A 26,630-nucleotide genomic window follows, 5' to 3' on the forward strand; every position below is an offset into this window, starting at 1 on the left:
GCCGGGTGGTGGGGAAGATGTGCCAGAGTTGCCACGTCCCGGCGGTGAGCACGTACCGTACGGCGGACAGGCGTGAGCGCCGGGACCGGGACATCGGGAAGGGGCAGCTGGGTTGACCACGCACGCACCGCATGCACTGCATTCATCTCAGGGGCCGCAGGCGGCGCAGTCCGTGACGCTGCCGGCCTCGCTCGACGAGGCCGTGGCGGCGCTCGCCGCCATGCCCGCTGCCGTGCCCGTCGCCGGCGGCACCGACCTCATGGCCGCCGTCAACGCCGGGCTGCTGCGGCCCGCCGCGCTGGTGGGCCTGGGCCGGATCAACGAGATCCGCGGCTGGCAGTACCAGGACGGGCACGCCCTGCTCGGCGCCGGGCTCACCCACGCGCGGATGGGACGGCCGGATTTCGCCGCTCTGATCCCCGCGCTGGCCGCGGCCGCGCGCGCCGCCGGGCCGCCGCAGATCCGCAACGCCGGCACCCTCGGCGGCAACATCGCCACCGCTGCGCCGACGGGCGACGCACTGCCCGTACTGGCCGCGCTGGAGGCGATCCTCGTCATCCACGGCCCGGGCGGCTCGCGCAGGGAGATCCCGGTCTCGCACCTGCTGGCCGGCCGCGAGATGCTGCGGCCCGGCGAGCTGATCGGTTTCGTACGGGTGCCGCTGCTGCACGCGCCGCAGGTCTTCCTGAAGGCCACGGGCCGTACGGGGCCGGGGCGCGCCGTGGCGTCCGTGGGGCTCGTACTGGACCCGGCGCGCCGGGGTGTGCGCTGTGCCATCGGCGCGGTCGCCCCGATGCCGCTGCGGCCGCTGGAGGCCGAGCAGTGGGTGGCCTCGCTGATCGACTGGGACGGGGAGCGGACCCTGGCCCCCGAGGCGCTGGAGGCCTTCGGCGAGTACGTCGCGGCCGCCTGCGTGCCCGACCAGGGGGAACCGGTGGCTCCCGGCGTACTGCATCTGCGGCGGACGGTGGCCGTACTGGCACGGAGGGCCCTGGGGAGGGCGCTGACCTCATGAGTGAGAACGAGAACGTGAGCGGAACGACGGGGGACGCGGGACCGGCAGGGCCCGCGGGCCGGACCGGCGACGGCTGGGGCTGGGAGCCGGTGCCGCAGGGCGGCGAGTACGACTCCGACGCGACGGCCTTCGTGAAACTGCCGCAGGACATGCTGGACGCGCTGGGCACCGGTGAGCCGCTCGCGGCACCCGGCCACGGCTACGTGCCGCCGCCGATGATCGTGCCGCTGGGCTCCGCCAGTGCCGATCCGGCGGCCACGGGGACGTGGACGATTCCGGTCCAGTGGCCGGACGCGGGGACGACGCCCCAGGGCGGTACGGGGTCCGGCGGTTCCGCTGCCGCGGGCGCGGCTGCGCCCGCGCCGGTCGGCGGGCCGATCCCGGCCTCGATCCCGATTCCGGCGTCGGTGGCTGCGGCGTTCGCGGATCAGGGGCAGGGCCAGGGGCAGGTTTCGGGCCACGGCCAGGAGCTCGGGCAGGGCCAGGCCCACGGCCACGCCGCCCAGGGCCGGGCCGCGGGCCACGGTCCGGCTTCGGCCGAGGCCGGCCACGATCCCGGTGCGACCGCCGAGTGGCGGTTCCCGGAGGCCGTGCAGGACTCCGAGCCGGTGACCACCGGCCAGTGGACCCTTCCGGAAATCCCCGAGGAGACGGGCGAGTTCCGGCGGAGCGGGCTGGAGGCCGACTGGAGCCAGGCTCCGGCGACGCTGCCGGGCGGCGCGGCTGCCCCGTGGGCGACCCACCCCGACTTCGAGGCGGCGGCAGCCGGGCGTCCGGACGCCCTTGCGGGTTCCGTTCCGGGTGCCGTTCCCGGTGCCGTTCCGGATGCGCTTCCCGGTGCCGGGATGAGCTCGGGCGTGCTGCCCGAGGCGCGTGCGGACGCGATCGACGCGGGTACCTCGGGCGCGGGCCTGCGGCGGCTCGGCGGCCCCGGGGTCGGTGGCCCCGGGCGCGGTCCGAGGGTGCTGGGCGGGCCCGGCGTGGGCACGCTCCCGGAGGGGGAGCTGGCACATCCGGCTCCGCACGACGTAGAGGCCGCCCACGGCCCGGCGGCGACGCCGGTCACGGCGGAGCGGCCGCATCCGGGGGCGGAGGCCCCCGAGCTGCCGGCGGTGGCTGCGGCTGCCGACGCGGCCGGGGCCGCGGAGCGGGAGCGCGAGGTGAGCGCCGTCGCGGCGGCGGAGTACGCCCTCGCGGGTGGTCCGGGCGCAGACGGCATGGGTGGTACCGGCGGCTTCGCGGAGCCGGGGGACACGAACGGGCACGGTTTCACGGCATCCGGCCACGGCGCCGCCGGGGCGGAGCCCGGGCCGGCCGGTGAGCACGGTGAGCACGGGTTCACGGCGGAGCCCGCCGGCACGGACGGGCGCGGCTTCGAGTTCGGTGCTGGTGCTGGTGCTGGTGCTGGTGGCGCTGGCGGTGGCGGGCTGGGCGAAGCCGCCGGGGGGGTTTCGCAGGCCGCGGCGGTCGGGGGCCCGGGCTCGGGCTCTGGCGAAGCCGGGGCTGCGGGCGCGCCGGGTGCGGACACCGCCGACAGCGCTGTGGCAGCGCCGGATGCGGGATCGGCCGGAGGTTTTCCGTCCGAGGGGCCGACGTACGAAGAAGGAGCGACTGCCGAGGCCGTCGCCCATCACGAGCACCCGCTGGCTTCCTACGTCCTGCGCGTCAACGGCGCCGACCGGCCCGTCACCGGTGCGTGGATCGGCGAGTCCCTGCTCTACGTGCTGCGCGAGCGCCTCGGCCTCGCCGGCGCCAAGGACGGCTGCTCGCAGGGCGAATGCGGTGCGTGCGCGGTGCAGGTCGACGGCCGGCTCGTGGCCTCCTGCCTGGTCCCGGCCGCGACGGCGGCGAGCAGCGAGGTCCGCACCGTGGAGGGGCTCGCCAGCGGCGGGGAACTTTCGGACGTGCAGCAGGCGTTGTGCAGGTCGGGTGCGGTGCAGTGCGGGTTCTGCGTGCCCGGCATGGCCATGACCATCCACGACCTGCTGGAGGGCAACCACGCCCCCAGCGAGCTGGAGACCCGGCAGGCCCTGTGCGGGAACCTGTGCCGCTGCTCCGGCTACAAGGGCGTCATCGAGGCCGTCCGCGAGGTCGTCGCGGAGCGCGAGGCGACGGCTGCGGGCGACGCGCCTGCGGCTGCGGCCGGGAACGGGGCCGCTCACGGGTCCGGTCCCGGGAACGGCCCGGAGGCGCGCATCCCGCACCAGGCGCCGCCCGGCGAGGGCGGGATCCACCACCACGGAGGCATGGCGTGAGCGGGCACGACGCGGCCACGGCAACGGCGACGGTAACGGTCTCCACGAGCGCTTCGGCCGCCGCGCCGCCCGAGGCGGGCGAGCACGAGGTACCGCGCGGAATCGGAGCCTCCGTACCGGCCGCCGACACGCGCGCCAAGAGCGAGGGCACCTTCCCGTACGCCGCCGACCTGTGGGCCGAGGGCCTGCTCTGGGCCGCCGTCCTGCGCTCCCCGCACGCCCACGCCCGCATCCTCTCCGTCGACACCTCCGCGGCCGCCGCCATGCCCGGCGTGCGCGCCGTCGTCACCCACGCCGACGTCCCCGGCGCGACCACGCACGGCCGCCGGATCGCCGACCGGCCCGTATTCGCCCACGACGTCGTACGCCACCACGGCGAGCCCATCGCCGCCGTCGCCGCCGACCACCCGGACACCGCCCGCCTCGCGGCCGCCGCGATCGCCGTCGAGTACGAGCTGCTCGACGCGGTCACGGACCCCGAGCAGTCCTTCGGGGCCCCCGCCCTGCACCCCGACGGCAACCTGATCCGGCACATCCCGCTGCGCTACGGCGACCCGGAGGCCACCGGCGAGGTCGTCGTCGAGGGCCTGTACCGGATCGGCCGCCAGGACCCCGCGCCCATCGGCGCCGAGGCCGGGCTGGCCGTGCCGCGGCCCGACGGCGGCGTGGAGATCTACACCGCCTCCACCGACCCGCACCTGGACCGCGACCTCGCGGCGGCGTGCTTCGGCCTCGAACCCGACCGGGTGCGGGTCGTGGTGACCGGCGTCCCCGGCGCGACCGCCGACCGCGAGGACGCGGCGTTCCAGCTGCCGCTGGGCCTGCTGGCCCTGCGCACCGGCCACCCGGTGAAGCTGGCCGCGACCCGCGAGGAGTCCTTCCTCGGCCACACCCACCGCCACCCGACGCTGCTGCGCTACCGCCACCACGCGGACGCGGACGGCCGCCTGGTCAAGGTCGAGGCCCAGATCCTGATGGACGCGGGCGCGTACGCGGACTCGTCCTCCGAATCGCTGGCCGCGGCGGTGGCGTTCGCGTGCGGCCCGTACGTGGTCCCGCACGCCTTCGTGGAAGGCTGGGCGGTCCGTACGAACAACCCGCCGTCGGGCCACGTACGGGGCGAGGGCGCGATGCAGGTCTGCGCCGCGTACGAGGGCCAGATGGACAAACTGGCCGCGGCCCTCGGCATCGACGGCGCGGAACTGCGCCTGCGCAACGTCCTGGCGACCGGCGACCTGCTCCCGACGGGCCAGACGGTCACCTGCCCGGCGCCCGTGGCCGAACTCCTGCGCGCGGTCCGCGATCACGAACTCCCCTCCCTCCCGAAGGACACCCCGGAGGAGGACTGGCTGCTGCCGGGCGGCCCGGAGGGCGCGGGCGAGCCGGGCGCGGTGCGGCGCGGGGTCGGGTACGGCGTGGGCATGGTCCACATGCTCGGCGCGGAGGGAACGGACGAGGTCTCGACGGCGACGGTCAAGGTCGTCAACGGCTCGGCGACGGTCATCTGTGCGGCGGTGGACACTGGCCAGGGCTTCTCCACCCTCGCGCGCCAGATCGTCCAGGAGACGCTGGGCGTGGACGAGGTGGTGACGGCCCCGGTCGACACCGACCAGCCGCCGGCGGGCCCGGCGGCGCACGGCCGCCACACGTGGGTGAGCGGAGGCGCGGTGGAGCGGGCGGCCAAGATGGTCCGCACCCAGCTCCTCCAGCCGATGGCCCACAAGCTGGGCATGTCGACGGAACTCCTCCAGATCCAGGACGGCCGGATCACGTCGTACGACGGCGCGTTCTCGATGTCGGTCGCGGAAGCCATCGCGGGCAAGGAACTCTGGGCGACGGCCCAGTGCCGCCCCCACCCGACGGAGCCCCTGGACGGCGACGGCCAGGGCGACGCCTTCGTGGGCCTGGCCTTCTGCGCGATCCGCGCGGTGGTGGACGTGGACATCGAGCTGGGCTCGGTACGGGTGGTGGAGCTGGCGGTGGCCCAGGACGTGGGCCGCATCCTCAACCCCCGCCAGCTGGAGGCCCGTATCGAAGCGGGCGTCACGCAGGGCGTGGGCGCGGCGCTGACGGAGAACCTCCGCTCGGCCTCGGGCCTGATCCGCCACCCCGACCTGACGGGCTATGCGCTGCCGACGTCGCTGGACGCCCCGGTGGTACGCATCGTCAAACTGGTCGAAGAGCGGGACGTGGTGGCCCCGTTCGGGGCGAAGGCGGCCAGTGCGATCCCTGTGGTCACGGCCCCGGCGGCGGTAGCCTCGGCGGTACGTTCGGCCACGGGCCGCCCGGTCAACAGGCTCCCGATCCGCCCCTCGGCGGCGGTCGCGGCGCCCAACTCATGACCGTGTGACCCCCATTGCACGTGCAACCCCGAGCTTGGGACTGTCGGAACCGGTCGCTAGAGTGATCGGTAAGACGTAGTACGCGCGCGTGCGAACGGGTGCGAACGGGGACGGGGAGCGGCGGAAACGCTGCGACCACGGGGATTTCGGGGAGTCGGGGAGGCCATCGTGGCAGAGGAGAACGCGCCGGGCGGGCTGGCGGGGCTTGGTGGCCTCAATTCGGGCCTGGCGGATGCGATCAGGAGGCAGGCGGCCTCACAGCAGGCCGCGGCCGACCTGAAGATCGAGCACGACACGCTGTCGGAGTACCAGAAGATGGTCGATGACCTCCTGGACGACCTCACGGGCTCGGCTGCGGACCACAAGAAGCTGGCTACCAACACCCTGCCGGCAGCCAAGCTCGGCTCGGGCTTCCCGGAGGCGGACGCTCTCTTCAAGTCGTACACGACGGTCGTCTCGGAGCTGGAGAAGCTCTCGAAGGGCCTGGCGGGGCTGATCGAGGCCATGGGGATCGCGATCTTGATGGCGGGCAAGGGCTACAGCGGTGTGGACGAGGACACGCAGCGACGTATGGCGGCCATCGCCAAGAAGGCGAAGGAAGAGTACGTGCCGGAGCGCGACCCGTATGTGGAGGAGCAGCGCAAGCTGGCGGCGTCGAAGCACCCTGGCCCCGAGACTCCTGGCACCGGTGGCAACGCGAAGGGGGGTAACTACTGATGGCAACGAATTTTGAGGGCTACTCGCACCAGAAGCTGCGCGAGATGAGGGCCTCGCTGGACCCGACAGCGGTCAAGGACCGCGCCGACCGCCTGCAGAAGGCGTCCGAGGACATCGCGAAGATCGCGGAGAAGCTCAAGAACCACCGCGTCACCGGCTGGGAAGGTGAAGCGGCCACGGCCTTCCAGGAATGGGTGGGCCGGGCCGGCAACGCGACGCTCCGGCTGAGCGAGTACAGCGCGACGGGCGCCAAGTGGATGGGTGACACCGTCCAGAAGATGATCGAGGCGCGGGACATGCCCGCCTACGACACGAAGTCCGCCGAGAACCTGGAAGCGGCGCGCAAGGCGCACAACGACCCGGATGCGCAGCAAATTGCCAGCCAGGAGCGGAGCAAGCTCGACGCGGATCACCGCGAGTCGATCAGGTTGATGAACAACCTGGCGCAGTCGTACGAGCTGTCGTACGGCGAGATGAACAAGGCGGAGATTCCTACGTTTCCGCCGCCGCCGGGGAACTTCGTGCCGCCACATGTCTATGAAAGCGAGGACATGGCGCGGCCTGGATCCGGCGGAGGCGTTGGGTCCGTCGGATCCTCGCACTCATACGCGCCCGCGGGCCATGAGGCCCCCTCGAACGAGCCTGGTTTGGTGCCGGGCCACCAGCCGACTGCGGACGTAACTCTGCCCCAGACGACGGGGCCGACGCACGTGCCCGGGATCCCGGACCGCAACGTGGACGTGGACCTCGACCACGTTTCGACCCTGCCGCCACCCACGACGACCTTGCCCCCGACGACGGGCACACCGGTCCCCAACCTCCCGGTGGGCCCCGGACCGGGCCCCATCGCTCCCATCCCGCCCGTGGCGCTCCCGCCGATCACCGGGAAGACGGGTCCCGGCCTCGGGCCCGGTCAGCTCCCGAGTCTCGGTCCCGGCGGTAACGGCCTCAGCAAGGTCAACCCGATCGCCGGCCTGCCCCCGCGGGATTCCGGCATCATGGGCGGCCGCCAAGTGCCGACCAGCGGCCCCAACCCGGGTATCCCGCGCGGTACGGTCATCGGCACCGAGGGGACGCAGACGGGCCGAGGCGTGATGGGCGGCGGTCCCCACGGTGGTGGCGGTGGCCACGTCGGCGGCGTGAGCGGTTCCCCGGCGGCTCGTCGGCTGGCCTCGGAGCCGGGCGGCATCGTGGGCGGCCGTCAGTCTGTGGCAGGCGGACGCATGGCCACCGGTGGGCAGCCGTTCACCCAGGGCGGCTCGGGTCTCGTGCGCAACGGCGGCGGTGCCATGGGCCACGCGGGTGCGGGTACGCATGCTCCGGGCAGGCGACGTGAGGACCAGGGCGGCGAACGCCCCGACTACCTGGTCGAAGACGAAGAGACCTGGCAGGGCGACCGTCGTGTTGCTCCGCCGGTGATCGACTGAGCAGAACGGACGTTGTACGAGATGCACATGCGTAAGGCGACCGCGGCCCTGGTGGGCCTGCTGCTGGCCGGGGTCGCCGCGACCCCGGCCCATGCGGAGACCATTCGCTCGCAGCAATGGCATCTCGACACGATGAAAGCCGAAGACATCTGGAAGATCAGCACCGGTAAAGGCGTCAACGTTGCGGTGATCGATAGCGGTGTCGACCAGATCCCGGAGCTCGCGGGCCAGGTCCTACCGGGCAAGAATTTTCCTGCTGGGGATGTAGAGACTGGCCGAGACAACGATTACAACGGGCACGGCACCGGTGTCTCTTCCATGATCGCCGCAACTGGAAAGCACCCGACTGGCGATGGAGCATACGGTCTTGCGCCCGGGGCTAAGATCCTCCCGATCCGGGTGGGCAGCGTGCAGGAGGGGCTGAGCACCCCCTCCTGGGTCGATGCCATTCGGTATGCGGCTGATTCCGACGCCAAGGTCATCAATATCTCCCTGGCCATTGCCGGTACGCCGAAAGACGATGAAGCCCGTCGTGAAGCAGTGAAGTATGCGCTTTCCAAGGGGAAGCTGATCTTTGCCGGTGCCGGTAATGACGGGGATACGGTCAACGGGGTCATGTATCCCGCCGCAACCCCCGGAGTAGTGGCGGTCGGTGCGGTGGACGCCAAGGGCGAGCCGACGAAGGAATCCCAGCACGGCCCGCAGATCGATATGGCTGCCCCGGGCATGGACATCGTCACCGCATGCAAGGGCAAGTCAGGGCTGTGTAAGACCCACGGCACCAGCGACGCGACCGCCCTCGCCTCCGCCTCCGCCGCCCTCCTCTGGTCCGCACACCCGAACTGGACCAACAACCAGGTCCTCCGCGTCCTCCTGAACACCGCCGGCAAGCCGTCTGACGGCGCTCAGCGCAACGACTACATCGGCTACGGCATCGTCCGGCCTCGAATCGCCGTGCCCACCCCCGGCGACCCCGGTCCGGCGGATGTCTTCCCGCTGCCCGACCTGGCGGCGGCGGACGGGAAGAACTCGCCCGCCCCGTCGGCCGACGGCAAGAAGCCCGAGTCCAGTGCGCCCCAGGCGGAAGCCAAGAAGGACGGCGGCAGCAGCATTCTCTGGATCGGGCTTGCCCTGGGGGCATGCGTCCTCATCGGGGGCGCCGTCACGGCGGTCGTAATCCGGCGTAGAAACGCCTGACGGCGTCAGATGCGGAGGCGCGGGACGACCTCGGTCTTGGTGGGTCTCCCACCGGCCGGGGGCGCCGCGCTCCCGGCCGCCCGCGCCGAGACGGTTCGGCCCTTCGCGGTGGACCCCATCGGTGGGCCGGCTCCGAGCGGCCAAGTAACCCCGTCGGCTGCGGAGCAGTACGCCCCGCCCACCGCGCTGTCCGCCCCCGGCGACCCGTTCCGGCGGACATCGTCGAGGCGACAGCAACGTCATCCGCCTCACCAGCCCCGGCCGACGCAAACCGGCCCCCGCATCCGCACCCCGTGTACGGAACCGGACAGACACCAGCAGGCTCCTTCCCCCGGCCGTCCCCGGGATGGGAGCCTGCCTGCTCAACGCCGGAGCCGTAACCATGAGCACAGTTCAACGTGTTAGACGCTGATGTGACACAAGGAGAAAAGCACGCGATGTCGTTCGACGAGGAATGGTCCACCGCGCGCGCCACCGCCGCGGCCAGCGTTTCGATGCGGCTCAACCACGTCCCCACCGACCCCGGCGGTGGTGGGACCGGCGGCGGTGATCTCGAGATCAACCAGGACCACATCGGCGCCATCGGAACCGAGGCCTTCCAGCTCCACGAGCGGCTGTCCACCGATGGCAAGCACGCCGCCACGGCGACCGCCGAGGCTGCCGGTGCGCTCTCCAAGGAGAACTTCGCCAGCGGAGCCGCCCTGCTCAAGCTGAACACGCGCTGGGAGAGCCAGTTGAAGACCCTCATCGCGGCCTGCGCGAACATCTCTAACGGCCTGAACTACTCCGTCTCCTCCCACAACAAGGAGGAGAAGAACCTGTACGCCGAGTTCACGGCCTCCAAGATCGACCAGCTCCTCAAGTAGCGGCCGCACAGGGCGTGCAGGAAAGGCGCAGGACAAGTGCTGACGTACGAGAACGTGATGAACGCTCCCCTGGACAAGCTCCGGACCGCGATCACTGACTGGGGCGCGATGGTCACGAAGCTGGAGGAGCTGGCCGAGTCCGCCCGCAACGGGATGAAGGCCAAGGCCGACAAGGCGGAGTGGAGCGGGGTCACCGCCGGGGTGGCCAGGCCGTTCATCGACAAGACGGCCAAGGAGTTCGACGACGCGGCCAAGGAGGCCAAGGGCATCCACCTGCTCCTGACCGACGGGCACGCCACGTTCAAGGCCGCCCAGGACCAGATCAGGAAGCTGATCGACGAGGCCCCGGCGGCCGGCTTCCGGATCGACGAGTCCGGGCGGGTCAGCGCCGTCCCGCTCGCCGACCCGAAGGACCAGTACGCCGCGCAGCACGACCCGGACTACCAGGAGTCCCTCCGCAAGAACCGCGGTCTGTGGCAGGAGCGGGTCAACCGGGCGGTCGAGGACGCGCAGGACGCCGACGACTCGCTGGTCCGCGCCCTCCAGGCCAATCTCGCCGACGACCACGACTTCAGCGCGCCGAAATACACCACCCTCGACGCGGAGCAGGTCGACCGCGCCGCCGATCTGATGAAGAAGGTCACCGGCGAGGGCGGCACGGCGCGTAATCCTGAGGCGTTGCGCGAGTTGGAGGACCTGCTCGACGACAACCGCAACGACCCCGAGTTCGCGACCGGCTTCTACCGCCAGGTGGGTCCCGAGGGCACCCTCCAGGCGTACTCGAGGATGTCGCTGGATGCGACCGGCCTCGGCCCGGCCGGCCTGGACCGCGCACTCATGGTCGGCAACATCCAGAGCGACCTTGGCGCGATGCTGGGCCTGGCGACCCACAAGGACGTCCCGAACCACCTCGACGCCGCGTGGACGACCCAGCTGATGAAGGCGGGCCGCAAGGAGATGGACGTCGGCCTGATGACGAACGTCTACGGCTACCAGGCGCTGGGGGCCCTGCTGCGCGAGGGGACGTACGACAAGGAGTTCCTGACCTCGGTCGGCCGCGACATGGTCGCCATGGATCGGCAGAATCCGAAGGTGTGGGAGCACGGTGCGCCGTTCGACCCGAAGCTGACCCTCAACCACGGGGCGGAGGGCGGCAGGGGCTTCTACCCGCTGACAGGTCTCATGGAGGCGTTGAACCACAACCCGGAGGCCGCGACCGCCTTCTTCAACGAGCCGGTACGTGAGGACAGTAACGGGGACGGCATCGTCACGAAGGACGACAAGACGGTCGGCGGGCAGCACGGCAAGGCACAGGGCATGGTCGACTACATGCTCGACAAGAAGCCGTACGTGGACGGCTTCGACATGTCGAGGACCAGCAGTCTCCACCCGGCTCAGGATGCGCTCGGCAATGCCCTGGAAGCGGCCGTCTCGGGCCGGGTGACCGGCGACGAGGACGCGAAGCCGGTACCGCACACCAAGGAGATGGCCGCCGTCATGGAACGGGTCGTCGAGAAGATCGGGGACAAGCCCGAGCTGGTCACCGGGAAGCCCGGCGAGGACGGCAGCGACCCGTTGAAGGGGCTGTCAGGCCACTTCGGTCAGATGGCGGCCGAGTATATGCCCGACATCCAGGCCTCGGCGGAGAACGGCAGCGGGATGATCAAGGCCAACGGTGAGATGGCCGACTTCCACAAAGCCGACATGGCGGCGTTCATCGGCGCGGTGGGCCGGGACCCGGACGCGTACGGCGCGATCACCAACTCCCAGCGGGCCTTCACGACCACGCTCATCAACGACGTCATCGCGCATCGCAGTGAATACGACGATGTCGACGCGGCGATCAAGAGTGCCGTACACCCGGGCGGTCAGATCGCGGGCATCCTGTCCGAGGCCAGGGCCGAGGGCACGTTCGGCGAGAACGCCCACACGAAGGAAGAGTACGTAAAGGGCGTCGAGGACAACGCCAAGTGGGTCAACCGCGCCATCAGTGCGGCAGGCGGCAAGTACCTGGAGATGGTCCCCCTGGCCGGGGACGTCGTGGAGTGGCTCCAGGAGGACATCACGGAAGGCGTGGTCGAGCGGGCGACGAAGGACAAGGCTGAGAAGATCGGCGAGATCGACCACAAGGCGGTGATCGACTACACGGACGCCCAGAGGGAGGCCGGGTTGTCGGCAGCGCAGTCGGTCCGGAAGGCCGCCGAGGGAACCGGCATGACCCAGCGGACCATCGACGCCCTCGCTGGAGTCGCGTCGACCGAGACTGCGAACGCCCATGCCGTCGGCCGAGGCCAGGTCGCGACGTCCAACGGAGGTTCCTGATGCCTGTCCATCGGTCCGCCCTTGTGCTGGCGGCGGCCGCCCCCGTAGCCCTGGCCGCACTGACCGGCTGCTCCGAGGGGACCGAAACGGCTGCCTCGAAGCTGCCCGAGCGCACTTGCTTCGGAGTGTTCTCCCGATCCGACCTGGGGCCCTTGGTGGGCAACGGCGAGCAGGTGAAGGAGTCGGGACCGGCCGACATGCGGCTGACCGCGGTGCGCCGGGGCGCCACGTGCAGCGTCGATGTGGACGGCAAAGATCGGTTCCTGGCCTCGGCGACGCGCCAGCCGTTGGAGCAGAGCTTCTTCTGGAACACCGAGCTGATCAAGCCGGCGGCGGATCCGCTGCCGTTGGGCGACAAGGGCATCGTGTACAACACGGGGGCTCGGGTACTCCTCGTCTGCAAGGGGAGCGACGAGCCCTTTCAGGTCGAGCTGTCGCTCAGCGGATCCACCGACCAAGTCGAGAAGGGCGGATCCCGCCCGTTGTTCACCCGGCTCATGACGAAGTTCGTCGAGGCGGGCAAGCAGCAGACCCAGTGCGCGAGCTAGCCGACACCGCGGGACGGAAGAGAGAAGGCCGCTCAGAACACTCCTGAGCGGCCTTCGGAGAAGCCGTGGCGGGGATCGAACCCGCGTAACTCGCTTTGCAGGCGAGTCCCTCAACCACTCGGGCACACGGCTGTGGGGTGGTTACGGGTATGACCGTACGAGGGGTTCCGAGGGGCGGGAAGAGGGGCGTGGGGGCTGCAACGTGACTGCCATGCTGCGTTCATGGGCCGTGGGGGCCTAGACGAGTAAGTCCGAAGTGCTGGTCAGTGGTCGTAGGCGATGAGTGACCTGGTTAACGGTGTTCCGTTGGCCCGGTTGTGCCAGATCGCCGCGGTCAGGGCCAGGATCCGTTGCCCGACGCGGGCCAGGACTCCGGCTGGGGTCCTGGCTCCGTGGCGTTCGAGGTCGAGCTGGCCCTTGAGGGTGTCGTTGACCGACTCGATCAGCTGGCGGACCGGCTTGAGCAGGTGCTCGCCGGGCCGCGGTGTGCGGTTGCGGTAGCTGGGCCGGAGCAGGGTCAGGCCGTGGTCGGTCATGAAGGCGTCGAGGTGCTTGGAGACGTAGCCCTTGTCGCCGATGACGGTCTGCCCGGGGTGGGTGGCCAGCAGATCGGCGTCCTGGGTGAGCATGGCGGCCAGGACTTCCCGCTCGTCCGTTTTCGGGTTGGCCAGGGCCCAGGCGACCGGGAGTCCGCCGGGGGTGCAGAGCAGGTGCAGGCGAAGACCCCAGAAGAACCGCGAGTGCGAGGGGCAGTAGGAGTAGGCGGCCCAGCCGGCCAGGTCGGACCGCTTGACGGTGGGCCGGGACCGGGCGCACTCCACCGGGGTGGAGTCCACGGGGCCTTGACCCCGGATTTTGAACACGTCTATGCGGCTTGGGCCAGGGTAGTTGCTGCTGGTCGGAGGGTGTTCTCGTAGGCGATCGGAGACCGCTGACCGAGGCGGGAGTGCCGGCGCCGGGTGTTGTAACGGGTCAGCCAGCGGAAGGCGTCGAGCCTGGCCTCACGCTCGCTCGACCAGGCCTTCCGGCCTTTGAGCGTCTCCCTCTTGAAGGCGGCGTTGAAGCTTTCCGCGGCGGCGTTGTCCGCGCTGGACCCGATCGCGCCCATGCTCTGCAGGACCCCTGCTGACCTGCAGGCTTCAGCGAAGGCCCTACTCGTATATTGCTTGGACTCAACCGGTCGTTGCAACACTGGTCTGTTGGAGCAACAGTAGCTGCTCGTTGAATGCTTCGGCCGGGGTCTTCCAACCGAGTGTCTTGCGTGGCCTGGTGTTCAGTGTGTGGGCGACGGCTTCGATTTCTTCGGCGGACCAGCGCGAGAGGTCGGTGCCCTTCGGGAAGTACTGGCGCAGGAGTCCGTTCGTGTTCTCGTTCGTGCCTCGCTGCCATGGGCTGTGGGGATCGGCGAAGAATACGGGGATGCCGGTCTCGATGCGGAACTGCGCGTGTGCCGACATTTCCTTGCCGCGGTCCCATGTCACGGACCGTGTCAGCTGCTCGGGCAGCGTCGACATAGTGTTGGCGAGTGCCTTCTTCATGGAGATCGCTCCGTAGCCGGCCAGCGCGGGGCCGTTCTTCGTTCGAGGGATCGTGCCGTATCCGTCCTCGCGGGGCAGATGGACTAGCATCGTGAACCGGGTCGACCGCTCGACCACGGTGCCGATCGCGGAACGCTCCAGCCCGATGATCAAATCACCTTCCCAGTGACCGGGAACAGCACGGTCCTCGGCCTCGGCGGGCCTTTCGCTGATCAACGCTTCCGGCGTGACGTGCGCCCAAGTCTTCCGCCGTGATCGCGCTCGCGGCACACGCAGAGCGCGACCGGTCCGAAGACACAGGATGAGCTCGCGTTTCAGCGCTCCGCGGCCCTGAATGTAGAGGGCCTGATAGATCGCCTCGTGGCTGATGCGCATGGACTCATCATCCGGGAAGTCAACCTTGATCCGGTTCGCGACCTGCTCCGGACTCCATGCCTGGACCCACGCCCGATCCTTGCGATGTGGCTTGTTCCGTCCCGTCCACTCGCCTGTCGCGGGACCCGCGATCGCCCTGCCGCGTGACGTGCTGATCTGACCGGACAGCCGCTCGTGGACGTAAGCGTGCAACCGCGGGTTGGCAACCAGCTTCGCCGTTTTCGGCCGGCGCGCGGCCATGTCGGCCTTCCACTGGGCGACTGATGCCCGATAGTCACTCCTGCCGCCTCTGGTGGCCGCGTTGCGCCGCAGTTCACGGGAAATCGTTCCCGGATCACGACCGACGTCTCGAGCGATCTGGCGAACTCCCTTGCCCTGGGCTTTGAGGAGCGCGATTTCCTCCCGCTCACGAAACGACAGGTACCTGCCCGAACAGGGCTTCGTATCGAACGGCCGCATACCGCCACACTGGCGGAACCAGCGCGTCGCGACCGCCGGCGCCACGCCGACAATGCCCGCGGCCTCCTCGGCAAGGAGGCCCTTCGCGATCTCCGCCCAGAACGCCACTTCGACGTGTCGCTGGTACTTCGGATGCCCCGGAGACCTCAGCTTCGGACGCACCGCCCGATCCGCTGCCCGCTGACGACGAACCACCCCACACCTCCATGATCATGAGGTGTTGCGACGACCAGTTGAATCCGCCTTGCGAGCCGTGATCGGTGTGCATGATCGCTCCAGCCAGGCTCCCGCGGGTTCGCTCGGCGGCCGCCAGGGCATCGGTGACGAGCTCGGCTCGCATGTGATCGGCGATCACCCACCCGGCCAGCCGGCGTGAGGCGAGGTCGATGACGGTCGCGAGGTAGAGCGGCTTCGCGCCACTGACCGGCAGATACGTGATGTCTCCTACGTACTTCGTGTTCACTACGACCGCGGTGAAGTCACGGCCGATCAGATCCGGCGCCTTCGCCGCGGCCTGGTCCGCGACGGTGGTCTGGTGCCGGCGGCGCAGACGGACCCCCTCAAGTCCGATGGTCCGCATGATCCTCGCGACGCGCTTGTGGTTGACCGCCGGGCCGCCCTCGTCACGGAGTTCGGCAGTGATTCTGGGGGCTCCGTAGGTGCCGTCGGAGTCCTGGTGAACCTTGCGTATCCGAGCCGCGAGCCCGGCCTCGACGTTCTGCCGGGCCGCCCTCGCGGCCGCGGTGCGGCGCCAGTAGTAGAAGCTCGAGCGGGAGAGGCCGAGGATGTCGCAGAGCCGCTTCACGCCGTGACGGCGCTGGTGATCTTCAACGAACTGGCAGCGGTTCACCAGCGCGTCTCCGTCGCGAAATACCGGGCCGCCTTGCGGAGAATGTCGCGCTCTTCCTCCAGCTCACGGATCCTCTTGCGTGCCGCGGCCAGCTCCGCCTGAACGTCGTCACCGCCATCCCGGGCAGCGGCCGGCGGTGCGGAATGGGCGCCGGGCCGGCGCCCGTCGGCGGCCCGGATCCAGTTTCGCAGTGTCTCGGTGTTCACCCCGAGATCAGCCGCGACCGACTTGATCGTCGCTCCCGGCCTCGACCGGTACAACGCGACCGCGTCCGCCTTGAACTCGGCGGGATAGTGCTTCATCCCCACGGGGACTCCGTTCTCCTGGACCATCAAGATCCAAGTGTCTCCGGTGTCCAAAACCCGGGGTCAAGGCCCACGATCCACACGTCGTCGTGCCACAGATCGGTGTCCCGGGCCAGGGTTCGGATGAACCGGCCGATCAGTCTGTTCGCGGCCCGCAGGCGCTTGTTGTAGCCGGACTGTCCGGGCAGGTAGGGGAACTCGGCGGCCAGGTGGCAGCGAGCGAAACGCAGCCACCTGGCCTCGGAGACGAAGCCGAGCACGGCCTGCATCACCGCGAGCGTCAACAGCTCGGCATCCGTCAGCCTCGGAGGACGGCCCGGCCGCCGCGTTCCTGCCAGAGAGTCATCGATCCTCACGTACAGTGCTGTCGCGAGGGTTTCGAGGTTTGTCGTCACAAGCGAACCAACGAGACCCTCGCTTCATGCGCTCGAAGACTTCGGACTTACTCGTCTAGGTCTCGCGGACTAGTGCGGGATCCGCCGAAATGACAGGGGCGCAACCCCGGCACGCGCCTTACTCTGGGGCGATGAGTGCCCTCGAACCCCGTGTGCCACAGCGCAATGCTCCGCCGGTCCCGCCCCGAGCCCAGGGCGGGATTCTGGGGTCCGCGTACCGGACGCTCAGTATCGGGATCATCTCCGTCATCTTTCTGATCGCCTTCGAGGCGACCGCCGTGGGGACGGCCATGCCCGTCGCCGCGCGGGAGCTGGAGGGGATCGGGCTGTACGCCTTCGCCTTCTCCGCCTACTTCACCACCAGCCTCTTCGGCATGGTGCTGTCCGGGCAGTGGGCCGACCGGCAGGGGCCGCTGGGGCCGCTGACCGTCGGGATCGGGGCCTTCGCCGCCGGGCTCGTGCTGGCGGGGACCGCCGGGGACATGTGGGTGTTCGTCCTCGGGCGGGCCGTGCAGGGGTTCGGCGGGGGGCTCGTCATCGTCGCCCTGTACGTCGTGGTGAGCCGTGCGTACGAGGAGCGGCTGCGGCCCGCGATCATGGCCGCGTTCGCCGCGAGCTGGGTGGTGCCGTCCATCGTCGGGCCGCTGGCCGCGGGGACCGTGACCGAGCACCTCGGCTGGCGGTGGGTGTTCCTCGGCATCCCGGTGCTGGTCGTCGTCCCGCTCGTGGTGGCCCTGCCGGCGATACGGCGGACCGCGTCCGGCCCGGTGGATCCGGACGCGCCGCCCGCCGCCCCCGACCGGCGGCGGATCCGGCTGGCGCTCGGGATCTCCGTCGGGGCGGGCCTGTTGCAGTACGCCGCCCAGGATCCGCGGTGGCTGTCGCTGCTCCCGGCCGCGGCCGGTACGGCGCTGCTGGTGCCCGCCGTACGGGGGCTGCTGCCGCGCGGGACCTACCTGGCGCGGCGGGGGCTGCCGTCGGTGGTGCTGCTGCGCGGGGTGGCCGCGGGGTCGTTCATCGCGGCGGAGAGCTTCGTGCCGCTGATGCTGGTCACCCAGCGGGGGCTGAGCCCGACGCTGGCCGGGTTCTCGCTCGCGGCGGGCGGGGTGACCTGGGCGGGCGGTTCGTGGCTGCAGTCGAAGGGGCGGATGGCGCCGTACCGGGAGCGGCTGATGGTCGCCGGGATGGTGCTCGTGGCCTTCGCCATCGCCACCGCCCCGGCCGTGCTGATCGAGTCCGTGCCGGTGTGGACGCTGGCCGCCGCGTGGGCGGTGGGGTGCCTGGGGATGGGGCTGGTGATCGGTTCGACGAGCGTGCTGCTGCTGGAGCTCTCGGCGCCGGAGGAGGCGGGGGCCAACTCCGCTGCGCTGCAGATCTCGGACGCGCTGGCCAATGTCGTGCTGCTGGCGGCGGGGGGCGCGGCGTTCGCCGCGCTGGGCGGGGGAGCGGTGGGGGCGGCGCATGCCGTGACCGCCGAGGGGCCGGGCTCGCACCCCGCCGCGTTCCTGGTCGTGTTCCTGCCGATGGCCGCGGTGGCGTTGGCGGGGGCCTGGGTCGCGACCAGGCTGAACGCCGACGGGTCCGGGCCGCAGCCGGTGGCTGCGCAGGCGTAGGCGGGCTGCACCGCGGGCAGCTGGGGCGCTGGCCCGCCCCCGGACCCCCGCGCCTCAAGCGCCGGCCGGGCCGGGTTTGGCAGGCCGCCACGCTGCTGCAGGGATCGCGACCAACCCTCCCTTCGTCGACGGGAACAAGCGCACCGCCCGGCTCGCCGGCGCGACCTCCCTCGCCGTGAACGGCATCGACCTCGCCGACGTCGACCAGGACGCCGCGTACGGCCTGGTCATCGATGTCGCGGCCGGCGGCGAGGCCGATGTGGCCCGTATCGCCGAGCGGTTGCGCCGGATGTGACGCTCACCGCACCCGCCGAGGTCACGGGCCTGTCCCTCCGCGAGGGGCCGGCCGGCCCCGGTAGGGTGGCCCGGTTGTCCTACGTACGAACGCCGCGCCCGCCGCCGAGAGCCCGAACCGGAGACCGTGACTACTACCGCCTCCCACCACCTCTCACCCGCCTTCCCCGGCCGTGCCCCCTGGGGTACCGCCAGCAAGCTGCGCGCCTGGCAGCAGGGTGCGCTGGACCGGTACGTGCAGACCCAGCCGCGGGACTTCCTCGCGGTCGCGACGCCCGGCGCAGGCAAGACGACCTTCGCGCTGACGCTCGCGTCCTGGCTGCTGCACCACCATGTCGTGCAGCAGGTGACCGTGGTCGCGCCGACCGAGCACCTGAAGAAGCAGTGGGCCGAGGCCGCCGCCCGGATAGGCATCCGGCTGGACCCGGAGTACTCCGCCGGGCCGCTGAGCAAGGACTACCACGGGGTCGCGGTCACGTACGCGGGTGTGGGCGTGCGGCCGATGCTGCACCGCAACCGCTGCGAGCAGCGCAAGACCCTCGTCATCCTCGACGAGATCCACCACGCCGGTGACTCGAAGTCCTGGGGCGAGGCCTGCCTCGAGGCCTTCGACCCGGCGACCCGGCGCCTCGCGCTGACCGGTACGCCCTTCCGGTCCGACACCAATCCCATCCCCTTCGTGACCTACGAGGAGGGGAACGACGGGATCCGGCGGTCGTCCGCCGACTACACCTATGGGTACGGGAACGCCCTGGGTGACGGCGTCGTCCGGCCCGTGATCTTCCTTTCCTACAGCGGCAACATGCGCTGGCGCACCAAGGCCGGCGACGAGATCGCCGCCCGGCTCGGCGAGCCGATGACCAAGGACGCCATCTCGCAGGCCTGGCGCACCGCGCTGGACCCGCGCGGCGACTGGATGCCGAACGTGCTGCGCGCCGCCGACCAGCGGCTGACCGAGGTCAGGAAGGGCATCCCGGACGCGGGCGGGCTCGTCATCGCCTCCGACCAGGACTCGGCGCGCGCGTACGCCAAGCTGATCCGCGAGATCACCGGGACGAAGGCCACCCTGGTGCTCTCCGACGACACCGGCGCCTCGAAGAACATCGACACCTTCAGCGCGAACGACGACCGCTGGATGGTCGCGGTCCGGATGGTGTCCGAGGGCGTCGACGTCCCGCGCCTCGCGGTCGGGGTGTACGCCACGACCATCTCGACGCCCCTGTTCTTCGCGCAGGCCGTCGGGCGTTTCGTACGGTCGCGCAGGCGCGGCGAGACGGCTTCCGTGTTCCTGCCGACCATTCCTTATCTTCTGGGCTTCGCGAACGAGATGGAGGTCGAACGCGACCACGTCCTCGACAAGCCGAAGAAGAAGGGCGAGGACGACCCGTACGCCGAGTCCGAGAAGGAGATGGACGAGGCGAACCGGCAGGAGGACGAGGACACCGGCGAAGACGAGCAGATGTCCTTCGAGGCGCTGGAGTCCGACGCCGTCTTCGACCGGGTGCTGTACGACGGGGCCGAGTTCGGCATGCAGGCGCACCCGGGCAGCGAGGAGGAGCAGGACTACCTCGGCATCCCGGGGCTGCTGGAGCCGGACCAGGTGCAGATGCTGCTGCAGAAGCGGCAGTCGCGGCAGATCGCGCACAGCCGCCGCAAGCCGGACGCGGAGGCGGACCTGCTGGAGCTGCCGGCGGACCGGCGGCCGGTGGTCTCGCACAAGGAGCTGCTGGAGCTGCGGAAGTCGCTGAACACGATGGTGGGGGCGTACGTCCACCAGAGCGGCAAGCCGCACGGGGTGATCCACACCGAGCTGCGGCGGGTGTGCGGCGGGCCGCCGAGTGCGGAGGCGACGGCGGGGCAGCTGCGGGAGCGGATCAAGAAGGTGCAGGAGTGGGCCACGCGGATGCGGTAGCGCGGTAGCCCGGTACCCCGGTACCCCGGTACCCCGGTACCCCGGTACCCCGGTACCCCGGTACCCCGGTACCCCGGTGGCCCGGTACCCCGGTGGCCCGGTGGCCCGGTGGCCCGCCTCCGGTCGCCTGTTCGTACGGTCGTCCCGTCCCCGTTCCCACGGACTTTCTACGGACTGTGACACCGGGCCCGTGCGGAGGTTCGCACGGGCCCCGGTCACGTTCCGTGTCCGTCCGCGGGTCCGCGTACGGCGCTGCGGGGGCCGCGGACGCGGCACCGGCGTCGGGGGATCGCACAGGCACCGTCGGCGGGCCGAGCTCACGAACCGCCTCCGCGGGCACTCCTGAACCGGCATAAAGGGGTAGTTGGCGCCCGGATTCTGGACGAGGCCTTCCGCTGAGCGGACCCGCTCGCTACTGTCCCCGCATCGAACGCCCCGTGGCAGCGCCGCCGCGGGAGCGCAGCCGGTGCCATGGCCGCTACCGGCGGCCTCTCCGTGCGTCGCCGAGGGACCGGCGTCGTTCCATCCCGAGAGTCACCGCCGCTCACCGAGAGAGGGAGAGGCGTCGTGACCGCGGAAACCTCCCAGACTCTGGACCGAGGACTCAGAGTCCTCAAACTGCTCGCCGACACCGACCACGGTCTGACCGTCACCGAGCTCTCCAACCGCCTCGGTGTGAACCGCACCGTGGTCTACCGCCTGCTGGCCACCCTCGAGCAGCACGCCCTGGTCCGCCGCGACCTCGGCGGCCGGGCCCGCGTCGGGCTCGGAGTGCTGCGGCTCGGGCGGCAGGTGCACCCGCTCGTGCGCGAGGCGGCCCTGCCGGCGCTGCGGTCCCTCGCCGAGGACATCGGCGCCACCGCGCACCTGACCCTCGTGGACGGCACCGAGGCGCTCGCCGTGGCCGTCGTCGAGCCGACCTGGACCGACTACCACGTGGCCTACCGGCCCGGCTTCCGCCACCCGCTGGACCGCGGGGCGGCCGGGCGGGCCATTCTGGCGGCCCGTCAGGGCACGCTCACCGAGCCCGGCTACACACTGACCCACGGGGAGCTCGAAGCGGGCGCCAGCGGCGCGGCGGCGCCCCTCGTGGGCATCACGGGACTGGAGGGCAGCGTGGGCGTCGTGATGCTGTCCGACGCCGTGCCGGAGCGGGTCGGCCCGCGCGTCGTGGACGCCGCCCGCGAGGTCGCCGACGCCCTGCGCTGACGTCCTGCGCCGAGGCGCGCCACGTCCTGCGCCGAGGCGCGCCGCCCTCCCTGCGCCGGGGGTGGCGGGACGGCGGGGCGCGGGGGCGGTGGGGGCGCCCGATAGATTGGGCGGGTGCTCTCTCGCCTCACACGTCTGCCGCGTCCCGCCGCCCTGGCCGTCTGCGCCCTGCCCGTGCTCGGGCTGTTCGCCGCCGCGGCCTTCGCGCCGCTGCCCTTCGTGATCGCCCAGCCGGGGCTCACGGCCGACGTGCTCGGCGCCCGCGACGGCAAGCCCGTGATCACCGTGACGGGCGCCCCGACCCGGCAGACCACGGGCCAGCTCCGGATGACCACCATCCAGGCCACCGGTCCCTCCACCACCGTGACCCTGCCCGAGCTCGTCGACGACTGGTTCGACAGCAGCCGGGCGGTCATGCCCAAGGAGGCGGTCTACCCCTCGGGCGGAAGCGACAAGGAGATCGAGGAGCACAACCTGGAGGAAATGGCCACGTCGCAGTCGACGGCCACCCAGGCGGCCCTCGGCTACCTCCACAAGGACCCGAAGGACGTGAAGGTCCAGCTCAACCTCGCCGACGTGGGCGGCCCGAGCGCCGGCCTGCTCTTCTCCCTCGGCATCGTCGACAAGCTCGACGGCGACGGCAGCGGCGGCGATCTCACCGGCGGCCGCACCATCGCCGGTACGGGCACCATCAGCGCGGACGGCAAGGTCGGCGCGGTCGGCGGCGTGGCCCTGAAGACCCAGGCCGCGCAGCGCGACGGGGCGAGCGTGTTCCTCGTACCGGAGGCCGAGTGCGCCGATGCGCAGTCCGAACTCCCCGAGGGGCTCCGGCTGGTCCCCGTCAGTTCTCTGACGGATGCGGTGCAGTCGCTGCGTGCGCTGACCCGGGGAGAGCCGGTTCCGTCCTGCTGAGCTGCGCCGTGGCGACCGGATCCCGGCCGGTCTCCGGCAGGCGCTCCATCGTGCGCCAGGCCGGGAAGACCAGCGGTGCGAGCGTGGTCAGCAGGTACGCGCCGCCGAACAGCAGCAGGGCCGGCCTCGCCCCGAACCCGTCGGCGAGCAGGCCCGCCGCGAGCCCGCCCAGCGGCATGGTCAGCTCGCAGCCGGCCGTGGTCACGCCCGAGACGCGGCTGCGCAGCTCGTCCGGAACCCTCTCGTAGAGCACGGTGGTCAGGATCGGGTTCAGCATGCCCGCGCCCAGCCCGGACAGCGCCATCGTCACCGCGAGCGGCAGCGGGGTGTCGGTGAAGGCGGCCACCGCGTACCGGGGTGCACCGCACAGCAGGAAGGCCGTCGCGTACACGGTCCTGCGGGGAAACCGCTCGCCCCACACCCCGTAGAGCAGGGCGCCCAGCAGCGCGAAGCCGCCGAAGAGGGAGACGAGCAGGCCGACCGCGGTGGCGCCGCCGAGGGCCTCGCGGCCGTGCACGGGCAGCAGGACGGCGGACCAGCCCTGGTCCAGGCCGTTGGTCATCATCACCATCAGGGTGATGCCGGCCAGCAGCCGCGAGCGGGTGAGGAAGGTCCAGCCCTCGGCCAGTTCGGCCCGGTAGCCGGCCAAGGAGATCTTCCCGGAGGCGCGCTGCGGCTCGGCGGCCGGTACCCCGCGCAGGAAGGCGGTGACCAGCAGCGCCGACACGGCGAAGGTGGCCGCGTCCAGCAGCAGGGCGGACTCGGCACCGAAGACCGCGATCAGTACGCCGGCCAGCGCGGCCCCGATCATCCGGGCTCCGCGGGAGACCGCGTCGTACAGGCTCGCCGCCCGCGGCACGGTGGTCCCGGCGTGCTCGGCGAGGTCCGGCAGCAGGACGCCGCGGGCGGTCAGGCCGGGGGTGTGGACGAGGCCCCCGACGGCCATCAGCGCGCACAGCATCCAGAACTCCAGCGCGCCCGCGTAGTGCAGCAGCGGGATCGCGCCGACCGAGAAGGCGCAGATGAGGTCGGAGGCCGCGGAGACCCGGCGGCGGCCGATCCGGTCGATGACCGGGCCGCCGACGAGCGCGGCGACGACGACCGGCAGGGTGGCGCAGAAGGCGACGACCCCGGCCCGGCCGGCGCTGCCCGTGGTCTGGAGCACGAACCACGGGACGCCGATCAGGGTGAGCGAACTTCCGGCTATGGAAACGGTGTTGGCGGCCAGGACGGCCGCGAACGGTCGTCGGCTCATGCGGCGTGCCGGACGATGCGGGCCTGGAGGTGGGCGGGCTGCATCAGCCGGATCCCGGCGCTGACGAGGGCCTCGCCGAGCAGGTTGCGCAGGGCGGGGGTGGCGTCCGCCGACCGGGCCAGGTGCCGGGCGGCGGCCTCGGCGGCCAGTTCGGCGGTGCGGGTGGTGTGGTTCTCGAGGTGCATCTCGGCGTGCGTGAAGGTGTTCATGGCAGGACGACTCCTTCTGGCGAGCGGGAAGAGGTGAACCAGGGAGGTGAGGCGGCCGTTACTCGCCGCTGTGGCGCGGGAAGGCGTGCGTGTGGATGCGGACCGTCTCCGCGTCGTCGGCCGCCGGCAGGTTGCGGTAGCTGTTCACCAACTCGTGCATCCTGTGGACGAGTTCGTGGCTCTGGGCGGGCGACAGGCGCAGTGTGAAGTCGCTGAGGTCAGAAGCGGCCCGCCACTCCTGGGGCCAGGTGTGGGCGTTGCCGAGCCAGGCGTTCATCTCCTGCGCGTGGATCGTCATGATCTCGTGCAGGAAGGCTTCGGCGGCGCCGCGCGTCTCCGGATCGGTGGCGTATATCAGGGTCTCGTCGAACTGCGTGCCGTCGTGGGTGGCCTTCCACCACCGCTCGCGGCCCTTGCCGTGCCCGGGCGCGTCCTCGACGAACCCGTGCGCGGCGAGCTGGCGCAGGTGGTAGCTGGTGGCCCCGCTGGACTCCCCGAACTGCTCCGCCAGCCGCGAGGCCGTGGCCGGGCCGTCGTGACGCAGGGCGGCCAGCATGCGCATGCGCAGCGGGTGGGCGAGGCCGCGCAAGGAGCGGGCATCGAGCTTGCGGACCTGGAGTTCCGCCTCCGCTGGGGTTTCCGGGGCTTCCGGCTCTTCGGGCATGACTCAACCCTAGGCTTGCAAAGAGTCCTGTGCAAGGGTTTCTTTGCAACGCCTTCTTTGGAACTTCGGGGCGGCCCTCAGCCCTCGTGCGCCGCCTGCTCCACCAGGGGGATGACCCGCAGCGGCACCGGGTTCTCCATCACGATCGCCGTCGAGGCCCGCACGATCCCCTCGAAGCCGACCACCCGGTCGATCACCCGCTGGAGGTCCGCGTTGGACCGCGCCACCAGCCGGCACAGCATGTCCCCGTGCCCGGTGGTGGTGTGCAGCTCCAGCACCTCCGGTACGCCGTCCAGGTGCGCCCGTACGTCGGCCCCTTGGCCTTGCTTGATCTCCAGCGTCGCGAACGCGGTCACCGGGTACCCGAGGGCCGCCGGGTCCACCTGCGGTCCGAAGCCGCGGATGACCCCGTTCGACTGGAGCCGGTCGAGCCGGGCCTGCACGGTGCCGCGGGCCACGCCGAGCCGGCGCGAGGCCTCCAGGACGCCGATCCGGGGCTCGCGGGCGAGCAGGACGATGAGCCGGCCGTCGAGTTCGTCGATGCCCATGGAAGCCTTCCCTCGATCGGCTGGTCATACTGCACAGATCTCTTAGGCATACTCTGCTCCGGCTGGTCAGTCTGTACAGCCAAAACGGAAACTATTGCGCAGCTTGTGGATCGGCGGGACTCTGCGCCTATGACTGAGTCTCTGGTGAACCTCGAAACCACCCCGCACACCGCGCGTGAGGCAGACCCCTTCCCGGTGAAGGGCATGGACGCGGTCGTCTTCGCCGTGGGCAACGCCAAGCAGGCCGCGCACTACTACTCCACCGCCTTCGGCATGAAGCTCGTCGCCTACTCCGGACCGGAGAACGGCGTCCGCGAGACGGCCAGCTACGTCCTGACCAACGGCTCCGCGCGCTTCGTCCTGACCTCGGTGATCAAGCCGACGACGGACCACGGCCGTTTCCTCGCCGAGCACGTCACCGAGCACGGCGACGGTGTCATCGACCTCGCCATCGAGGTCCCGGACGCGCGGGCGGCGTACGCGTACGCCGTCGAGCAGGGCGCGCGCGGGCTGGACGAGCCGTACGAGATGAAGGACGAGCACGGCACGGTCGTGCTGGCCGCCATCGCGACGTACGGGCAGACCCGCCACACGCTGGTCGAGCGCGTCGACTACACCGGGCCGTACCTGCCGGGTTACGTCGCCGTCGAGCCGATGGTGGCGGCGCCGGCCAAGCGGACCTTCCAGGCGATCGACCACTGCGTGGGCAACGTCGAGCTCGGCCGGATGAACGAGTGGGTCGCGTTCTACAACAAGGTCATGGGCTTCACGAACATGAAGGAGTTCGTGGGCGACGACATCGCGACCGAGTACTCGGCGCTGATGTCGAAGGTGGTCGCGGACGGGACGAAGAAGGTCAAGTTCCCGATCAACGAGCCGGCGATCGCGAAGAAGAAGTCGCAGATCGACGAGTACCTGGAGTTCTACGGCGGCCCCGGCGTCCAGCACATCGCGCTGGCCTCGAACGACATCGTGGCGACCGTGCGCACGATGCGCGCGGCGGGCGTGCAGTTCCTGTCGGTCCCGGACTCGTACTACGACACGCTCGGCGAGTGGGTCGGTGACACGCGGGTCCCGATCGACGAGCTGCGCGAGCTGAAGATCCTGGCCGACCGGGACGAGGACGGTTACCTGCTGCAGATCTTCACCAAGCCGGTTCAGGACCGTCCGACGGTGTTCTTCGAGATCATCGAGCGGCACGGGTCGATGGGCTTCGGCAAGGGCAACTTCAAGGCACTGTTCGAGGCGATCGAGCGGGAGCAGGAGAAGCGGGGCAACCTGTAGGCCGCAGGTACCGGGCCCCCGGCTAGGTCGCAGGTCCCGGGCCCCCGGCGCCGCCTGTCGGCGCCGGGGGCCTTGCCGTTGGTTTCGGGTGCGGCGCCGTTGCGGGGGGCTGCGCCCCG

The 26,630-nt window shown here is 71.1% G+C and carries 21 protein-coding genes, 1 tRNA gene and 3 pseudogenes; 15 read left to right on the forward strand and 10 right to left on the reverse strand.

Annotated features, from left to right (window positions below):
* Positions 1-112 precede the first annotated feature (112 nt).
* From AB5J51_RS24585 to AB5J51_RS24625, 9 genes are all read left to right on the forward strand, one after another.
* Positions 113-1,015 carry a xanthine dehydrogenase family protein subunit M gene (locus AB5J51_RS24585; RefSeq protein WP_107093410.1) on the forward strand — a complete coding sequence of 301 codons (903 nt, stop codon included), beginning with the start codon at positions 113-115 and terminating at the stop codon, positions 1,013-1,015.
* Positions 1,012-3,270, forward strand: a complete 2,259-nt coding sequence (locus AB5J51_RS24590) for a 2Fe-2S iron-sulfur cluster-binding protein (RefSeq protein WP_369778651.1) — start codon at positions 1,012-1,014, stop codon at positions 3,268-3,270. Before AB5J51_RS24585 ends, AB5J51_RS24590 begins: the two co-directional genes overlap by 4 nt.
* Entirely contained in the window at positions 3,267-5,612 is a 2,346-nt protein-coding gene (locus AB5J51_RS24595) for a xanthine dehydrogenase family protein molybdopterin-binding subunit (RefSeq protein ID WP_369778652.1), read from the forward strand. The genes AB5J51_RS24590 and AB5J51_RS24595 overlap by 4 nt, the downstream gene beginning before the upstream one ends.
* 168 nt (positions 5,613-5,780) lie before the next feature.
* Positions 5,781-6,329, forward strand: coding sequence for a hypothetical protein (locus AB5J51_RS24600; protein ID WP_369778653.1), 549 nt, complete (start codon positions 5,781-5,783; stop codon positions 6,327-6,329).
* Positions 6,329-7,756: a WXG100 family type VII secretion target gene (locus tag AB5J51_RS24605; RefSeq protein ID WP_369778654.1), complete on the forward strand. Its 1,428-nt coding sequence runs from the start codon at positions 6,329-6,331 to the stop codon at positions 7,754-7,756. Before AB5J51_RS24600 ends, AB5J51_RS24605 begins: the two co-directional genes overlap by 1 nt.
* Before the next feature lie 27 nt (positions 7,757-7,783).
* Complete coding sequence (gene mycP / locus AB5J51_RS24610) at positions 7,784-8,953, forward strand: type VII secretion-associated serine protease mycosin (protein ID WP_369778655.1); 1,170 nt, start codon at positions 7,784-7,786, stop codon at positions 8,951-8,953.
* 437 nt (positions 8,954-9,390) lie between these two features.
* Positions 9,391-9,819, forward strand: a complete 429-nt coding sequence (locus tag AB5J51_RS24615) for a hypothetical protein (protein WP_053784875.1) — start codon at positions 9,391-9,393, stop codon at positions 9,817-9,819.
* A gap of 57 nt (positions 9,820-9,876) precedes the next feature.
* Positions 9,877-12,141, forward strand: coding sequence for a hypothetical protein (locus tag AB5J51_RS24620; RefSeq protein WP_369778656.1), 2,265 nt, complete (start codon positions 9,877-9,879; stop codon positions 12,139-12,141).
* The gene (locus tag AB5J51_RS24625) at positions 12,141-12,689 is read left to right on the forward strand and encodes a hypothetical protein (RefSeq protein ID WP_133897911.1); all 549 of its coding nucleotides are present in this window, start codon (positions 12,141-12,143) and stop codon (positions 12,687-12,689) included. The genes AB5J51_RS24620 and AB5J51_RS24625 overlap by 1 nt, the downstream gene beginning before the upstream one ends.
* A gap of 60 nt (positions 12,690-12,749) precedes the next feature.
* Here AB5J51_RS24625 and AB5J51_RS24630 read toward each other — a convergent pair.
* The 6 genes and pseudogenes from AB5J51_RS24630 to AB5J51_RS24655 all read right to left on the reverse strand — a co-directional run.
* Positions 12,750-12,821 (reverse strand) — tRNA-Cys (locus tag AB5J51_RS24630).
* A gap of 131 nt (positions 12,822-12,952) precedes the next feature.
* A pseudogene (locus AB5J51_RS24635) lies at positions 12,953-13,525 on the reverse strand (IS982 family transposase); the annotation flags it as partial.
* A gap of 29 nt (positions 13,526-13,554) precedes the next feature.
* Positions 13,555-13,854, reverse strand: a pseudogene (locus tag AB5J51_RS24640) (integrase core domain-containing protein); the annotation flags it as partial.
* Between the two features lie 7 nt (positions 13,855-13,861).
* Positions 13,862-15,061, reverse strand: a complete 1,200-nt coding sequence (locus AB5J51_RS24645; protein ID WP_369776403.1) for an IS30 family transposase — start codon at positions 15,059-15,061, stop codon at positions 13,862-13,864.
* Positions 15,009-16,219, reverse strand: a protein-coding gene (locus AB5J51_RS24650) for an IS3 family transposase (protein WP_369778657.1) whose coding sequence is annotated in 2 segments (ribosomal slippage) — positions 15,009-15,928 and positions 15,928-16,219 — 1,212 coding nt in all. Because the reading frame shifts where the segments join, the coding sequence is not laid out codon by codon here. The genes AB5J51_RS24645 and AB5J51_RS24650 overlap by 53 nt, the downstream gene beginning before the upstream one ends.
* 56 nt (positions 16,220-16,275) lie before the next feature.
* A pseudogene (locus AB5J51_RS24655) lies at positions 16,276-16,611 on the reverse strand (IS982 family transposase); the annotation flags it as partial.
* 131 nt (positions 16,612-16,742) lie between these two features.
* Here AB5J51_RS24655 and AB5J51_RS24660 point away from each other — a divergent pair.
* The 5 genes from AB5J51_RS24660 (at position 16,743) to AB5J51_RS24680 (ending at position 22,551) form a co-directional block, all read left to right on the forward strand.
* On the forward strand, positions 16,743-18,224 hold the full coding sequence (locus AB5J51_RS24660; protein ID WP_136225439.1) for an MFS transporter: 1,482 nt from the start codon (positions 16,743-16,745) through the stop codon (positions 18,222-18,224).
* Positions 18,225-18,300: 76 nt separating this feature from the next.
* A complete protein-coding gene (locus tag AB5J51_RS24665) occupies positions 18,301-18,519 on the forward strand; it encodes a Fic family protein (protein WP_369778658.1) in 219 nt (72 codons plus the stop codon).
* Between the two features lie 126 nt (positions 18,520-18,645).
* Positions 18,646-20,430, forward strand: coding sequence for a DEAD/DEAH box helicase (locus AB5J51_RS24670; protein WP_053784857.1), 1,785 nt, complete (start codon positions 18,646-18,648; stop codon positions 20,428-20,430).
* A gap of 567 nt (positions 20,431-20,997) precedes the next feature.
* The gene (locus AB5J51_RS24675) at positions 20,998-21,639 is read left to right on the forward strand and encodes an IclR family transcriptional regulator (protein ID WP_053784856.1); all 642 of its coding nucleotides are present in this window, start codon (positions 20,998-21,000) and stop codon (positions 21,637-21,639) included.
* A 114-nt stretch (positions 21,640-21,753) separates the two neighbouring features.
* A complete protein-coding gene (locus tag AB5J51_RS24680) occupies positions 21,754-22,551 on the forward strand; it encodes a S16 family serine protease (RefSeq protein WP_133897914.1) in 798 nt (265 codons plus the stop codon).
* On the opposite strand, the gene AB5J51_RS24685 is transcribed toward AB5J51_RS24680, so the two are convergent.
* The 4 genes from AB5J51_RS24685 to AB5J51_RS24700 form a co-directional block, all read right to left on the reverse strand.
* Entirely contained in the window at positions 22,481-23,806 is a 1,326-nt protein-coding gene (locus tag AB5J51_RS24685) for an MFS transporter (RefSeq protein ID WP_369778659.1), read from the reverse strand. The genes AB5J51_RS24680 and AB5J51_RS24685 overlap by 71 nt on opposite strands.
* Positions 23,803-24,015: a hypothetical protein gene (locus AB5J51_RS24690; protein WP_369778660.1), complete on the reverse strand. Its 213-nt coding sequence runs from the start codon at positions 24,013-24,015 to the stop codon at positions 23,803-23,805. The genes AB5J51_RS24685 and AB5J51_RS24690 overlap by 4 nt, the downstream gene beginning before the upstream one ends.
* Before the next feature lie 58 nt (positions 24,016-24,073).
* Positions 24,074-24,679: a transcriptional regulator gene (locus tag AB5J51_RS24695; protein ID WP_053784853.1), complete on the reverse strand. Its 606-nt coding sequence runs from the start codon at positions 24,677-24,679 to the stop codon at positions 24,074-24,076.
* 77 nt (positions 24,680-24,756) lie between these two features.
* Positions 24,757-25,227 carry an Lrp/AsnC family transcriptional regulator gene (locus AB5J51_RS24700; RefSeq protein ID WP_053784852.1) on the reverse strand — a complete coding sequence of 157 codons (471 nt, stop codon included), beginning with the start codon at positions 25,225-25,227 and terminating at the stop codon, positions 24,757-24,759.
* A 129-nt stretch (positions 25,228-25,356) separates the two neighbouring features.
* On the opposite strand from AB5J51_RS24700, the gene hppD reads away from it, so the two are divergent.
* Complete coding sequence (hppD, locus tag AB5J51_RS24705; RefSeq protein WP_030299922.1) at positions 25,357-26,511, forward strand: 4-hydroxyphenylpyruvate dioxygenase; 1,155 nt, start codon at positions 25,357-25,359, stop codon at positions 26,509-26,511.
* Positions 26,512-26,630 lie beyond the last annotated feature (119 nt).

Source organism: Streptomyces sp. R33, from assembly GCF_041200175.1.
GTDB lineage: Bacteria > Actinomycetota > Actinomycetes > Streptomycetales > Streptomycetaceae > Streptomyces > Streptomyces katrae_B.